Raw genomic sequence first — 14356 nt, 5'->3', positions numbered from 1 at the left:
AGCGGCACACGCACGCACGGACTGGCTCGAGGTGCTCAGTACGGGGGGCGTGTCCTCCTGCGCCAACGTCCCCTTCGGCGATTTGAGCCGGACGAGCTTTCGAGTCGCTACCGCAGGCGCTGGCCGTTCGCGTCGAACACCAGGGCGCAGGCCGGATCGAAGCGGGCGGCGATGCGCTCGCCGGATTTAAGGCCGCGGCCATTCTTCGTTTCGATCACGACGAGATCGCCTTGACCTTGGCGGGCATAGGCAAAGGTCTCGCCGCCGAGATGTTCGAGCATGTCGATCGTGAGATCGAGGGCAGCTGGCCCGGTCTCGTTGAAATGCTCCGGGCGGATGCCGATGGTTACGGGTGCGCCCGCTGCACCCGCCTCCACCGCGACCGGTATCGTGACGTCACCAAAATCCGGTAGCCGGGCAATTGTCCGGCCGCTGCCGTCAGCTTCCAGCACTCCCTTAAGGAAGTTCATCTTCGGCGAACCGATGAAGCCGGCGACGAAGAGATTGGCGGGATCGTCATAGAGCTCCAGCGGCGAGCCGACCTGCTCGACCATGCCGCCGCGCATCACCACGATCTTGTCGGCAAGCGTCATCGCCTCGACCTGATCATGGGTGACGTAAACGATCGTGGTGGCGAGCGTCTTGTGGAGCCGCGCGATTTCGATGCGCATATGCACGCGCAGCTCGGCGTCAAGATTGGAAAGCGGTTCGTCGAAGAGGAAGATCTTCGGATGCCGGACGATCGCGCGGCCGATCGCCACGCGCTGGCGCTGTCCGCCGGAAAGCTGCTTCGGCTTTCGGTCGAGCAGGGGGTCCAGTTCAAGGATTTTCGCCGCCTCGCCGACGCGGCGATCTATCTCCGCCTTGGCGACGCCGGCAAAGCGCAGTGCAAATCCCATGTTTTCGCGCACGGTCATATGTGGATAGAGCGCATAGGACTGGAAAACCATGGCAATGCCGCGCTTTGACGGATCGACATCGTTCATCCGCGCGCCGTCGATCGTGAGGTCGCCGGAGGTGATCTCCTCGAGGCCGGCAATCATGCGCAAGAGGGTCGACTTGCCGCAGCCCGACGGGCCGACGAAGACGACGAACTCGCCCGACTTGATGTCGAGATCGACGCCCTTGATGACGTCCAGGCTGCCATAGGATTTGCGGATGTCGCTGAGTTGCAGGTCACTCATGCGCTCGCTGCTCCTTCGGCGGAGAGCGCCAGCGTTTCCGAGCCGAGACGCGACGACGCGACGGTGACGTCAATGGCGCCAGCTTTCCCCGTCGACTCCAGCCAGAAGCCGGTCGAGCCTCCCTGCAAGACGATCCTGCCCGGCCCGATGAGCCGCGCCGGGCCTTCAACCATGATGTCGACGGCATCGTTCAGGAAGGGAAGGACGTTGCCGGCCTGATCCAACGCGCGGACGACGACGCGCACGCTGTCGCGGCCTTCGGCACGAAGCGTCCTGCTGTCGGACTCGACCTGCAGAGTGGTCGGAACGGGATCGGCGACCATGCGCAGACTGGCCGCGGGCTTGCCAGCGATGAAGCCGGTGAATTCTGCGTCCTCCCATTTCATGCCCCAGACGCCGAGCTCGTCCTTGGTGAAGTGGCGATGGTCGATGACGACCGGGGCGTGCGGCAGATGCGGGAAGTTCTGGCGATCGGGTCCGACGCGTTTTGTGAGCGAGCCGTATTTCAGCTCGACCTCGTCGCAATTGGTGAGCACGATCAAGGGCAGCACACCGCCGATGTTTCGCTCGCCGCGTGCCCAGAAGGTGACCGGCTTCATCACGACTTCTTCGGAAGGATCGCATTGGCTTGCATAGACGTAAGCCGCGAACTTCGGCTCGCGGAACATGTCCATGACGCCGTGATAGCAGATGCGGTCGCCGGAGCCGAAATCCTTGTGGGTGTTGTAGTCGAACATGCACCAGCCGATCGCGCCGGAAATGCTGGGGTCGCCATGGGCGGCGTTCAGCACTTCGAGATGCCGCCGCACGTGTTCGGCCTGACGCTGCTCCTGATCGTAGATTTTCGTCGGGAACATATGGCCCCCGAACTCGGTGATGAGGTAGGGCACCTGGCGCGAAAGCCCAGTGCACTCCTGTTGCGGCCGGAGCGCCGTGCGCGGACGGTTCGCTCCCGGCAGTTCCTCGTTGCCGAGGATGAAATCGTTCATCGTGTAGACGTCTTCGAGGAATTCGCTGTCGGTAATATAGCGTACGCCGCCGGTCTGCCGCGCCGGGTCGAGCTCGCGCGCCAGCCGGTTGGTCTCGACGTAGAAGTCGTGCGAATCCTGGGACTCGTTAATGCGCACGCCCCAGATGATGATCGAGGGATGATTCCAGTCGCGCTCGATCATCCGGCGGACGTTCTGGATCGCCTCCTCTTTCCACGCCTTGCCGCCGATATGCTGCCAGCCCGGAATTTCCTCGAAGACGAGCAGGCCGATCCGGTCGCAATGGTCGAGGAACCATTTCGACTGCGGATAGTGCGAGGTGCGCACGAGATTGCAGTGGAGCGTGTGTTTCAGGATTTCCGCGTCGCGCTCCTGCGCGCTGCGGCCCATGGCGTAGCCGACATAGGGGAAGGACTGATGGCGATTGAGACCGCGAATCTTGAGCGGCCGGCCGTTCAGCCGGAAGCCGTCCGTCGTGAACTCCGCCGTGCGGAAGCCGAAATGCGAGGAGAGAAGATCGCGGCCGTGATCGGTCCTGAGTTGCACCTCGATCTGGTAAAGCACCGGATTGTCGATATCCCAGAGCGAGAGGCCCTCGAGACCGCTCATTTCGAGCGTGACGCTTTCTCCGCGGGCCTCGGCGATCGCCTCGGCCAGGAGTTCGCCTTCCGCGTCTCTCAGGAGCGCCGTCACCGTTCCGGAGAAGGTCAGCCCCTGTGGGTTGGCGAGATCGCTGCGGATGGTGACGGACTTGGCGTCGCTCAGCACATCGCGGGTCTCGATCTTGATATTGGCGACCGAGACCTCGTCGGTGGTCTTCAGCCAGACGTCGCGATAGATGCCGGCATAGGTGAGATAGTCGATCCGGCCGCCGAAGGGCGGGATCTCCGGATTCTCGCTGCCGTCGATCTTGACGGTGATCAGGTTGTCGCCTTCGCGAAGCTTGCCTGTCAGCCGCGCCTCGAACGGGGTGTAGCCGTCCTTGTGCGCGACGATCTCCACACCGTTCAGATAGACGACGGCATCCGCCATCGCCGCATCGAAGACGAGCGAGACTTCGCGGTCTTCGAATTCCGCGCGCCAGGGCAGCACCTTCTGATAGGTGAAGGCGCGCTGATAGGACGTTTCGTCGAAATAGTTGAACGGAAGCTCGACGGCATTGTGTGGCAGGCTGACAGCCTGGCCGGCCTTGAGCGTGCCGGCTTCGGCAGCGGTAAAGCCCTCGGAAAAGATCCATGAATCGTTGAACGAAGTAATAGAGCGCATCATCATTCCTATTTGACTGAGCCCAGCATGCCCTGGACGAACTGACGTTGCATGAAGAAGAACACGGCAAGTGTCGGAAGCGTTGCGAGCACGGTTCCGACCATGACGACGCCGTAATCGGGGTAATAGGCGGAGGCGAGCGAGGAAATGACCAGCGTGATGGTCTTCGTCTCGTTCGACTGCAGCACGATCAGCGGCCAGAGATAATTGTTCCAGGCCGTCATGAAGACGATGATGAAGGCCGCTGCGTAAGTGGATCGCATCACCGGCACGTAGATGTAGAGAAAGATCTGCCATTCCTTGAGGCCGTCGACCTTCGCGGCGTCGCGCAGTTCCGACGGAAACGCCTTGGTGCTCTGGCGGAAATAGAAGACGATGAAGGCCGAGCCGATCGAGGGCAGCACGACAGCGATGTGCGTGTTGATGAGACCCATCTGGCCCATCATGATGAAGAGCGGAATCATCAGCGCCGCAAACGGGATCATCAGCGTCAAGAGCATGGCGCGATAGAGGCGTTCGCGATGGCGCGAGCGGAACATCTCGAAGCCGTAGCCGGCGAGCGACGAGACGGCGAGTGTCAGCACCGTCGCGAGGATTGCGATCTTCGCGGAATTCCAGAACACGAGCGGTGCGTTCACCTGGGTGAAGAAGGTGTTGATATTGGTTGCGAGCGCGGCGCCCGGCAGCACCTTTCCCTTGATGATGTCGATCGACGAATTGGTGGCGCCAAGCACCATCCAGACGAAGGGAAAGACGGAGAGGAAGGCCATCAACCCCAGGAAGCCGTAGGTGAGAAGCGCGCCTGCCGCGCGTCCGATACCGTTCGTCATTTGTCGCGCTCCCGGGCTGCAAAGAACTGAAGGAAGGCGAGAAGCGCGACGAGAACGACGATGACGTAGGAGACCGTCGCCGCGTAGCCGAAATTCGGCATGAAGCGGAAGGTGAGATTATAGATGTAGAGCGACAGCGTCAGCGTCGCATTGGACGGTCCGCCGCGGCCCTCCGTGAGATTGTAGACCTCGTCGAAGAGCTGCAGCGTACCGATTGTCGAGATCACAGTGGTGAAGAGGATGACCGGTTTCAGGAGCGGGATGGTGATGTGGGTGAAGCGTGCCCAGGCCGGGACGCCGTCGATGCGCGCCACCTCATAGATCGACTTGTCGATGTTCTGGAGCGCCGCGAGATAGAAGATCATGTTGTAGCCGGTCCAGCGCCAGGTGATCGCGATGATCACGAGCACCTTCGCCCAGAAGGGATGCGTCAGCCACGGAATCGGCGAGGAGACTATGCCGATCGCCTGGAGCGTCGAATTGACGACGCCGTCGGTCGCGAACATGCCCTTGAAGAGAACCGAATAGGCGACCAGAGAGCTGACGCAGGGCAGGAAGATCGCCGTGCGAAACAGCCCGCGTCCGACGAGCCGCGGATTGTTGAGGATCGACGCCAGGATCAGCGCCAGCACGATCATGATCGGCACCTGCACGATGAAATAGGTCATCGTGTTGGTGAGAGCCTTGATGAACACCGGGTCGTTTGAGAGACGGACGATGTTCCCGAAGCCGACGAACTTCATCATCATGCCGCGGCCGGACTGGAAGGACATCCAGAGCGACCAGACGATCGGATAGATCATGAAAAGGCCGATCAACCCGAGCACCGGGGCGACGAAGAGCCAGCCATTGACGTCGTAGTAGCGGCCGATGCCGCCGCGGCGTGCGGGAACCATCATCATCCTCATGGGTAGCGAACGAAAACCTGTCAGCCGCGCATCAGCCGCGGCCGGAAGGGTGGGCGGTTGCCCGCCCACCTTGCTCATCCGCTCACTGGATCTGCGCGCTGACCTCGGCGTCGATCGCCTTGAGAACGTCGTCGACCGGCGTTCCCTGCGTCAGCGCCGGAAGTTGTGCCGTGACGGCGGTATCCGCCTCGTTGGTGAAGATGCCGTAATTCACCGACGGCACCTTGGCGAGCCAGTCGGAGAAGTTCTGCCAGACCTTCTCGCCGCCGAAGAAGGGATCGGCCGCCTCGTAAGCCGCACCGCCGCGCGCGGCGAGCAGCGAGCCGACGGCGCCGCGATCCTGCAGGATCGTCTGATAGAAATCGACATCCTTGGCGTAGACTTCATTGAGGAAATCGATCGCCTCGGCCTTTTCCGCCGAGCTTTCAAGCACGTACCAGCTCGATCCGCCGAGGTTCGAGGCTTGCGTTGCGCCATCGATCGCAAGTTTCGGAATAGGAGCGACACCCCATTTGCCGGCCTGGTCCGGCTGCGCCTTGACGGTACCGGTGATCCAGACGCCGGTGACGACCGCCGCGACGTCGCCCGAGGTGAAGGTTCCGACCCAGTCGGACCAGCCGGCGGCCGGCTTGTAGATGTTCGCCGACATGATCTTGCCGACGGTCTCGAGTGCGGCTTTGAGCGCCGGATTGCCGGTGATATCGGCCTTGCCTTCCTTGTCGAAATACCATTGCCCGGCCGATTGCATGATGATGCGGACGAGGCCGGCATCGTTCGGGTCGAGCCCCATCATCTTCTTGCCGGTCTTGGCCTCGACCTGCTGGCCGATCTCGATGAAGCGGTCCCAGGTGAGGTTCTGCATGTCTTCCGGCTTGAAGCCGGCCGCCTCGATGTAGTCCTTGCGATAATAAAGCCCGGTGACGCCGGAATCGAAAGGCATGCCGTAGACCTGGCCGTCAACGGTCATTACCTCGACCTTGTAGGGAGCGAAGCCGGAGTAATCAACGGTGCCGGAGAGGGCTGCGAAGGCGCCGGGGAAGGATTGCAGATATTTCTGCGCGCCGTAGTCCTCGATCAGAACGATGTCCGGCAGCGCATCGGCGGTGCCGGAGGCAAGGCCCGTCTGGAGCTTCTGCTCGACGTCGGTCTTGGCGAAATCGACGACGTTGAAGGTGACGTCAGGATGAGTCTTCGTGTAGCGGGCGCCGGCCTCCTTCATGATCGCGACATTGAAGTTCGGATCCCAGCACCAGATGGTGATTTCCTTCGCCTCCGCGGCAGTCACCGCCAGGAAGCTCACGCTCGCCAGCGCAAGGCCGGCGATGCGTGGCAGATAGGCACGCGCCAGATTGTCCATTGTTTCCTCCCGGAATTGTGTTCCCCGAGACAGTCCTCCCTGTCTCGGGGCGGAGTATTTCTCAAAATCGGGAGCGAGGCAATATTTTCAGTAAATTTTTACCTCGGTTTTTCACTCAGCCGCGGCGGCGGCCGGTGCCGGCGTGCTGCCACGCCAGATGATCTCGGTTCCGAGAACCACCTTTTTGGCGATCTCGCGCCCCGAAAGGCGCTCAAGAAGCAGGTCGACCGCCGTCTCGCCGATCAATTCCGCAGGGATCTTCACGGTGGAAAGCGGAGGACCCAGAAACTGGGCGACGGGAATGTCGTTGAAGCTCGCTACGGCCACGTCCTGCGGGATCCTGAGGCCCATCTCGTGGATCGCTCTGTAGGCGCCGAGCGCCATGTTGTCGTTGCAGGTGATGAGGATCTTCGGCGGATTGGGCTTCGACAGCATCGCCTTGGCGAGCGTATAGCCGCTGTCCGGTGTCATTCGTTCGACCATGCACAATTCCGGATCATAGAGCCCGGCCTTGGTCATCCAGTCGATATAGGTGCGGCACCGACGTTCGGCATGGATGTTGTCGGGACCGTAGAAGGCGTCGATCCAACCGATGAAGCCGATGCGGCGATAGCCCATGCCGTGGATGGCTGTCAGCAGCCGGCTCATGGCGAGGGAAACGTCGCTCAACACGGCATCGTCCATGTCCCCGATGGGTGCATAATCGGCAAAGACGAGATGGCGGGCGTGGCGGCGCAGCCAGTCGAGCTCGTCGCCATAATAGTGGCCGACGGCCACCACGCCCGAGGCTCCCTCCAGCATTGCCGCCTCGGGAGGGCTCCCGGTGAGGAAGACTTTGACGACCTCGCTCTTCAACGCCTGACAGCGGCTTTCGATTCCGAGCCGCACGCCAACATAATACGGGTCGGCCAGTTCCTGCGCGGGATCGAGGAAATGCACGAGCGCAATCTTCAATCCGGTACCGACGCCTTGGGCTGCGGCGCGGCTGCGGTTGCGCGGCGTTGCATAATTGAGCGCCTCGGCGGTCTCGATGATCGCCTGGCGCTTGCTGGTGGAAATCGACAGCGTCGGATCGTAGTTCAAGACCCGCGAAACGGTCGCCGATGATACGCCGACCGCCGAAGCGATTTCCTTTATCGTAACCATGTTGCACTTGTCCTCGTCTCAGCCGCCCACGATTATCAGGGATCATCGGTCGATGCCACGCGGCAAGCGTGGGGACCGCGATCTTGGCGCGAGCGCACAAGTAAATTTTTACTAACGCTGCGTCATTTGCAAGCGGCAGTTTTGGAAACTTGCCCGCGAGACAAGCTTAAACCGTTGAAATCGGATGCGGATGCGCTTGGCTGCAGCCGGATGGCTCGCTCATCCGGTGCTGCCGGAGCCAAGGGGCGCGGTGGCGGGTCCGTGCATGACTTCTCCATCGAGACCGAAACGCGATCCGTGGCAGGGACAGTCCCAGGTGCGGTCGGTCTCATTCCAGCCCACGATGCAGCCCATGTGCGGGCATACGGCCGACACGCTGTGCACGCGGCCCTCATCGTCCTTGTAGGCGGCAACATGTTTGCCGTCGATCCGCATGATTGCGGCCTGCCCTGGCGGAAGCTCCTCAAAAGAATGCAGTTTGCGAGACAGATAGCCACCCACCAGGTGGGCGCCGACCATCGCATTCTCCTTTACATACTGCGCGGCTCCGCCGAAGACTGTCGTACGTTTGGCATCGAACAGCGATAGCCAGGCGTGGTGATTGCCTGCCGCAAGCTCCGCCAGGATCATCGCGGCAGCGGTTCCGTTTGAAATCCCCCAGGCGGCGAACCCGGTCGCGACAAGGTAGCCATCTTTGGTCGCTGACCAGCCGACGAAAGGCAGCTTGTCGACAGACGAGTAATCCTCGTTGATCCATTGGTACTCGATGGGTCCCGAATCGAAGTTTTCACGCAGCCACCGCTGCAGATCCGCCATGTATCGACGCTCATCGTCGGTATGGCCCGGTTTGAAGCTTTCGCCGGCGACGATCGCGTAAACCTCTCCGTTTTCCCGCCTGTGGGTGCGGATCGAGTGGCCGGGCTGATCGACACTGATATACATGCCCGGCGGCGGGCTCTGGATACGCGCGGCGGCAACGGGCTCGGCATAGGGATGAGCCGCGGTGTAGAAGCCTCCGATCTGGCCGAGCGGGAGATGCGTCGCCATGATGACATGGCGTGCGCCGACGCTACCCGTTCGCGTGACCACGCGCGTCGACTCCCAATCCGTGACCGGGCTGTTTTCGAAGACATGACAGCCATCGCCGGGGATCGTTTGCGCCAGGCCCGCTACATATTTCGTCGGGTGGAATTGCGCCTGGCCATCGAAGCGTATCGCGCTCGATACTTCGAATGGCAGTCCTGTGTCGCGGGTGAGGGCGGCCGGCAGGCCCAGGCGCCGCGCCACTTCTGCTTCCGTCTCTATACGATCGACCGACTTTTCCTCGAGGGTATAGACGTAGGCCGACTTCTCCTCGATGTCGCAATCGATCGAATGCTCGCGGGCGAGACTGCGGATCTTTTCGATGGCGCTCTGCTGCGCCTCGCCATAGAGGCGGGCATGGTCCGCATCGAACTTCTGCTCCAGTGTCTGATAGATGAGCCCGTGCTGGGAGGTCATCTTGGCGGTAGACTTGCCCGTCACCTGCCGGCCCACTCTGCGAGCTTCCAGCAGGACGACACGCAAGCCCTTGTCCTTGAGGAGGCGCGCCGTCGTGACGCCGACGATGCCGCCGCCGACAATGACGACGTCGGTGGTGGTATCCTGCTCCAGACGGGGAAAATCCGGAGCGTCGCAGGTAGCGTTCCAGTAGCTGCTTGAATCCGGTGCGCCGGGCATGTTTGTTCCTCGCGGGTGTCATCAGCCCGTGCCGTGGGCCGGACCTTCGCATCCAACAGGGAACGCCATGCTTTGTTCCTCAGGCGGCCGCCTCCTCGCGGCGAGAGAGCGACCCCCACTTGCCTGCTTGCGAGCGGCAACGCACCGCGTTCAGTCACAAGCAGCAGCGAGCGTGGTCACAGATTCGCTTACCTTCTGAGCCTTTGCGGGCACGCTCGCATACATGCCGGTGGTGCGGAACTCGGTGGGGCTTGCGCCGAAGACGCGGCGGAAGACCTTGGCAAAATAGTTGGGGTCTTCGAAGCCCGACATGATTGCCACTTCCTTGACCGGCAGGTCCGCGGTCTTGGTGAGGAGTTTCACCGCCCGCTGCAGCCGCTTCTGCAGAACGAATTCGGCTGGCGGCATGCCCTCGCTCGCCGCGAAGACGCGGGAAAAATGCGCCCGGCTCAGCCCCGATACCTTTGCCAGTTCCTCGACCGGCAGCGGCTTTTCAAGGTTCGCCATGATGTGATCGATGACGTGATGCATGGTACGGTATTCCTGGCTGAAGACCGGATGCGACCCGAAAACGTCGTCATAGAGCGCCATCGCCGCCTCGTAGGCGATCGCCGAGGCGCGGCCCGGCGTCTCGCCGCCGGTGATGAGCCGCAGACTGCAATCGGCGAGATGCTCGATCGTTTCGGGCTGCAGCTTCAACACCGGACCAGTGACCGCCAGGATGGCGCGATGGATGCGCAGCGCCTCCTCGCCGTTCATCGATATCCAGAAGAATTGCCAGCGCCCGCCGTCCTCCAGCCAGTAGCGATGATTGTGCGGCACGAGCAGGAGCAACGTCTCGCCCTCGCGCAGACGGTAGCTGCGGTTTTCGTAGCGCAGGTTGCCGGCGCCGCCGATCGTGTGCTGCAGCACGGTGAACGGCGTCTGCCCGCGCTTTCGTCCGTCCCAATTGTAGGTCGCGTCGGTGCGTATTTCATAGCCCGTGCTGGTCGGCATGGTGTGCAGGCTCTGTCTTCCCCGCGGCAGCGAAACGGTGCGCATCACCGGGCCGTGGTCGATCAAATCTTGCAGCACAGAATTACCCATGAAAGCACAATACCTCTCTAGTCGTGCGGTCGATTATACACATAATGGCCACAGATCGCGCAAGACGGCCACTTTTCTGTAGCGGGAAAGAGCCTGGGAGAGGAGGGGTCGCGCTTTGCGACCAGCGTCAATTCGATGAATTGATTTTACCCTTATAGCGCGAATGCCGCAGGACGAGGAGGAACGAGACGACCATGAGCCGCTTCAAGATCGCCATTATCGGTGCCGGCAGCATCGGCTTCACCAAGAAGCTTTTCACCGACATTCTTTCCGTGCCGGAGCTCCAGGACGTCGAATTCGCGCTCACCGACCTGAGCGAGCACAACCTCGGCATGATCAAGACGATCCTCGACCGGATCGTCGAGGCGAACAGGCTGCCGACGCGGGTGACCGCCACTACCGATCGCCGCAAGGCGCTCGAGAGCGCGCGCTACATCATCAGCTGCGTTCGGGTGGGCGGGCTCGGCGCCTATGCCGACGACATTCGCATTCCGCTGAAATACGGCGTCGACCAGTGTGTTGGCGATACGATCTGCGCCGGCGGCATCCTCTACGGCCAGCGCAACATTCCTGTCATCCTCGACTTCTGCAAGGACATCCGCGAGGTCGCTGAGCCGGGCGCGAAATTCCTGAACTACGCCAACCCGATGGCGATGAATACCTGGGCCGCGATCGAATACGGCAAGGTCGATATCGTCGGTCTATGCCACGGCGTCCAGCACGGGGCCGAGCAGATCGCCGAGATCCTCGGCGCCAGCGACGGCGAGCTCGACTACATCTGCTCGGGCATCAACCATCAGACCTGGTTCATCGACGTGCGACTCAACGGCCGCAAGGTGGGCAAGGACGAGCTCGTCGCTGCCTTCGAGGCCCATCCGGTGTTCTCGAAGCAGGAAAAGCTCAGGATCGACGTGTTAAAGCGCTTCGGCGTCTATTCGACGGAAAGCAACGGTCACCTCTCCGAATACCTGCCCTGGTACCGCAAGCGTCCGGACGAGATTACCAAATGGATCGACATGTCGGACTGGATCCATGGCGAGACCGGCGGCTATCTCCGCTATTCGACCGAGACCCGCAACTGGTTCGAAACGGAATATCCGCAGCTCTTGGCTTCCGCGGGCAAGCCGATCGATCCAGCGAAGCGCTCGAACGAGCATGCGAGCCGTATCCTCGAGGCGCTAGAGACGGGCCGGGTCTATCGCGGTCACTTCAACGTCAAGAACAATGGTGTCATCACCAACCTGCCGGCGGATGCGATCATCGAATCGCCCGGCTTCGTCGACCGCTTCGGTATCAACATGGTGTCGGGGATCACGCTGCCCGAAGCCTGTGCCGCCACCTGCATCTCGTCGATCAACGTCCAGCGCATGTCCGTCCACGCGGCGATATCCGGCGACATCGAACTTCTGAAGCTCGCGGTGCTGCACGATCCGCTCGTCGGCGCCATCTGCACGCCGGAGGAGGTGTGGCAGATGGTCGACGAGATGGTCGTCGCCCAGGCCGAATGGCTGCCGCAATACGCCCACGCGATCGATGCGGCGAAGGAGCGGCTCGCCCGCGCGACGGTCAAGACCCGCGACTGGAAGGGTGCTGCGCGCCGCGAGGTGCGCTCGATCGAGGAGATCCGTCAGGAGAAGGAAGCGATGCGCGCCGCCGGCTGATCGGCGGTCGCGTCCGGCATCTGCGTGAGGAGACGCGGCTGCCGCCCGGCGTTCGCTGCCGGTGAGAGTTAGGAGGAGCGCCACCCGTCCCGGCGTGGCGATCAGTGGAGGGAGAACCAGAGGCAATGAAAACGTACCGACTCAGAACAACGACCGCCCTGCTGGTCGGCATATCCGCATTTGCCGTGCAGGCCGTCGCATCCGAACCGACCGTCGTGCCCGAGCAGCCGCCGTTCCCGGCCCAGGGCAAGATCACCTATGTGCCGCGCGACGCGCTGCTGGAGTTCAAGGCGCTGCCCGAATATCACGAGCCGGACTGGGTCACGGAGAAATTCGTGAAGGCCGGCAAGCTGCCGCCGGTTGCCGAGCGGCTGCCGAAGGAACCGATGGTCTTCAAGACCGGCAACATGCCCGACGGCGTCGGTGTCTATGGCGACGTGCTGCGCCATGTCATCGGCGGGCGTCCGGAAGGCTGGAACTACAGCGCGGGCCAAACCCAGGGCTGGGGCGGCATCGACATCGGCATGTCGGAATGCCTGACGCGCACCGCACCGCTCTTCCAGGTCGAAGCTGCCGACGTGGAGCCGCTGCCGAACCTTGCCAAAAGCTGGGAGTGGTCCGAGGACGGCCACAAGCTCACCATGCATCTCGTCGAGGGCGCGAAATGGTCGGACGGCGATCCCTTCGACGCCGAGGACGTCATGTTCTATTGGGACGACAACGTCGTCGACCCGAACGTTTCGCCGCTGAACGGCGCGACCCCTGAGACCTTCGGCGTCGGAACGACGCTGAAGCAGATCGACAAATACACGGTCGAATGGACTTTCAAGGAGGCTTTTCCGCGCCAGCATCTCTACGCCATGGCCTACGGCACCTTCTGCCCCGGTCCGTCGCATATCCTCAAGACCAAGCATCCGAAATATGCCGGCACGACCTACGACCAGTATAAGAACGGCTTCCCGGCGGAATACCTGAACATTCCGGTGATGGGCGCCTGGGTTCCGGTCGCTTATCGGGCCGACGACATCATCGTGCTGCGCCGCAATCCCTACTACTGGAAGGTCGACGAAGCCGGCAACCAGCTGCCCTATCTCAACGAGCTGCACTACAAGCTGTCGACCTGGGCCGACCGCGATGTGCAGGCGATTGCCGGTTCGGGCGACTTCTCGAACCTGGAGCAGCCGGAGAATTTCGTCGAGTCGCTGAAACGCGCTGCCGATGAAGCGGCGCCGGCGCGGCTCGCCTTCGGTCCCCGCGTCATCGGCTACAATCTGCGCCTGAATTTCTCGGCCAATGGCTGGGGAGAACCGGACGCGCGGGCCCAGGCGGTGCGCGAGCTCAACCGCAATCTCGACTTCCGCAAGGCGGTCACGATGGCGATCGACCGCAAGAAGCTCGGCGAAGCCCTGGTCAAGGGCCCATTCACGGCGATCTATCCGGGCGGGCTTTCCTCCGGCACGAGCTTCTACGACCGCCAGTCGACGATCTACTATCCCTTCGACATCGAAGGCGCCAAGGCACTGCTCGAAAAGGCCGGGCTCAAGGACACGGACGGCAACGGTTTCGTGAACTTCCCGGAAGGAACGGCCGGCGGCGCGGACGTGCAGATCGTGCTGCTCGTCAATTCCGACTACGGCACAGACCGCAACCTCGCCGAGGGCTTGATCGGCCAGATGGAGCAATTGGGTATCAAGGTCGTGCTCAACGCCGTCGACGGCACCAAGCGCGATGCGACGCAATATGCTGGCCGCTTCGACTGGCTCATCCGCCGCAACGAGCAGGAGCTGACGTCGGTGGTGCAGAACACGACGCAGCTTGCGCCGACCGGTCCCCGCACCAGCTGGCACCACCGTGCCCCTGAAAGCGGCACCGTCGACCTGATGCCCTACGAGCAGGAACTCGTCGATCTCGTCAACAAGTTCATCGCCAGCAACGACAATGATGAGCGGGCGGCGTTGATGAAGCAGTTCCAAAAGGTATCGACCACCAATGTCGATACGGTCGGCCTGACGGAGTATCCGGGCGCGTTGATCATCAACAAGCGCTTCTCGAACATTCCGACCGGCGCTCCGATCTTCATGTTCAACTGGGCCGAAGACACGATCATCCGCGAGCGGGTCTTCGTCGCAGCCGACAAGCAGGGCGACTACGAGCTCTATCCGCAGCAGCTTCCCGGCAAGCCCGGCGATAGCGGCCCGAGCAACTGAGCC

Annotated in this window: 10 protein-coding genes; 2 read left to right on the top strand and 8 right to left on the bottom strand. The window is 62.1% G+C overall.

All coding sequences use genetic code 11. The features are described 5' to 3' along the window. Positions 1 to 107: 107 nt before the first annotated feature. From QN224_RS08845 to QN224_RS08810, 8 genes are all read right to left on the bottom strand, one after another. A complete protein-coding gene (locus tag QN224_RS08845; protein WP_283976350.1) occupies positions 108 to 1184 on the bottom strand; it encodes a sn-glycerol-3-phosphate ABC transporter ATP-binding protein UgpC in 1077 nt (358 codons plus the stop codon). Beyond that, positions 1181 to 3439 (bottom strand): glycoside hydrolase family 2 protein, encoded by a 2259-nt coding sequence (locus tag QN224_RS08840; protein ID WP_283976349.1) that lies wholly within the window; start codon positions 3437 to 3439, stop codon positions 1181 to 1183. The genes QN224_RS08845 and QN224_RS08840 overlap by 4 nt, the downstream gene beginning before the upstream one ends. Positions 3440 to 3447: 8 nt before the next feature. Next, positions 3448 to 4269, bottom strand: coding sequence for a carbohydrate ABC transporter permease (locus QN224_RS08835; RefSeq protein ID WP_283976348.1), 822 nt, complete (start codon positions 4267 to 4269; stop codon positions 3448 to 3450). Then, complete coding sequence (locus QN224_RS08830; RefSeq protein ID WP_283976347.1) at positions 4266 to 5165, bottom strand: sugar ABC transporter permease; 900 nt, start codon at positions 5163 to 5165, stop codon at positions 4266 to 4268. The genes QN224_RS08835 and QN224_RS08830 overlap by 4 nt, the downstream gene beginning before the upstream one ends. Positions 5166 to 5259: 94 nt before the next feature. Continuing rightward, positions 5260 to 6534 (bottom strand): extracellular solute-binding protein, encoded by a 1275-nt coding sequence (locus QN224_RS08825; protein ID WP_283976346.1) that lies wholly within the window; start codon positions 6532 to 6534, stop codon positions 5260 to 5262. Positions 6535 to 6645: 111 nt separating this feature from the next. Next, positions 6646 to 7680, bottom strand: coding sequence for a LacI family DNA-binding transcriptional regulator (locus QN224_RS08820; protein WP_283976345.1), 1035 nt, complete (start codon positions 7678 to 7680; stop codon positions 6646 to 6648). Between the two features lie 219 nt (positions 7681 to 7899). Further along, entirely contained in the window at positions 7900 to 9399 is a 1500-nt protein-coding gene (locus tag QN224_RS08815; protein ID WP_283976344.1) for an FAD-dependent oxidoreductase, read from the bottom strand. Between the two features lie 150 nt (positions 9400 to 9549). Beyond that, entirely contained in the window at positions 9550 to 10485 is a 936-nt protein-coding gene (locus QN224_RS08810; protein WP_283976343.1) for an AraC family transcriptional regulator, read from the bottom strand. 194 nt (positions 10486 to 10679) lie between these two features. Between QN224_RS08810 and QN224_RS08805 the strand changes: the two genes are divergently transcribed. Together QN224_RS08805 and QN224_RS08800 are read left to right on the top strand one after the other, a co-directional pair. Further along, entirely contained in the window at positions 10680 to 12146 is a 1467-nt protein-coding gene (locus QN224_RS08805) for an alpha-glucosidase/alpha-galactosidase (protein WP_283976342.1), read from the top strand. Positions 12147 to 12271: 125 nt separating this feature from the next. After that, positions 12272 to 14353, top strand: a complete 2082-nt coding sequence (locus QN224_RS08800; protein WP_283976341.1) for an ABC transporter substrate-binding protein — start codon at positions 12272 to 12274, stop codon at positions 14351 to 14353. Positions 14354 to 14356 lie beyond the last annotated feature (3 nt).

Origin of the sequence: Sinorhizobium sp. 7-81 (assembly GCF_030124405.1) — a bacterium.
GTDB lineage: Bacteria > Pseudomonadota > Alphaproteobacteria > Rhizobiales > Rhizobiaceae > Sinorhizobium > Sinorhizobium psoraleae.
Note: the sequence above shows the minus strand (reverse complement) of the source record. Positions and strands in the feature narration are given on the sequence as shown.

What these genes read in the sequence shown, in the direction of transcription:
- QN224_RS08810 (WP_283976343.1), bottom strand. Translation starts at nt 10,485, where the DNA reads ATGGGTAATTCTGTGCTGCAAGATTTGATCGACCACGGCCCGGTGATG.
- QN224_RS08805 (WP_283976342.1), top strand. Translation starts at nt 10,680, where the DNA reads ATGAGCCGCTTCAAGATCGCCATTATCGGTGCCGGCAGCATCGGCTTC.
- QN224_RS08820 (WP_283976345.1), bottom strand. Translation starts at nt 7,680, where the DNA reads ATGGTTACGATAAAGGAAATCGCTTCGGCGGTCGGCGTATCATCGGCG.
- QN224_RS08815 (WP_283976344.1), bottom strand. Translation starts at nt 9,399, where the DNA reads ATGCCCGGCGCACCGGATTCAAGCAGCTACTGGAACGCTACCTGCGAC.
- QN224_RS08835 (WP_283976348.1), bottom strand. Translation starts at nt 4,269, where the DNA reads ATGACGAACGGTATCGGACGCGCGGCAGGCGCGCTTCTCACCTACGGC.
- QN224_RS08800 (WP_283976341.1), top strand. Translation starts at nt 12,272, where the DNA reads ATGAAAACGTACCGACTCAGAACAACGACCGCCCTGCTGGTCGGCATA.
- QN224_RS08825 (WP_283976346.1), bottom strand. Translation starts at nt 6,534, where the DNA reads ATGGACAATCTGGCGCGTGCCTATCTGCCACGCATCGCCGGCCTTGCG.
- QN224_RS08840 (WP_283976349.1), bottom strand. Translation starts at nt 3,439, where the DNA reads ATGCGCTCTATTACTTCGTTCAACGATTCATGGATCTTTTCCGAGGGC.
- QN224_RS08830 (WP_283976347.1), bottom strand. Translation starts at nt 5,165, where the DNA reads ATGGTTCCCGCACGCCGCGGCGGCATCGGCCGCTACTACGACGTCAAT.
- QN224_RS08845 (WP_283976350.1), bottom strand. Translation starts at nt 1,184, where the DNA reads ATGAGTGACCTGCAACTCAGCGACATCCGCAAATCCTATGGCAGCCTG.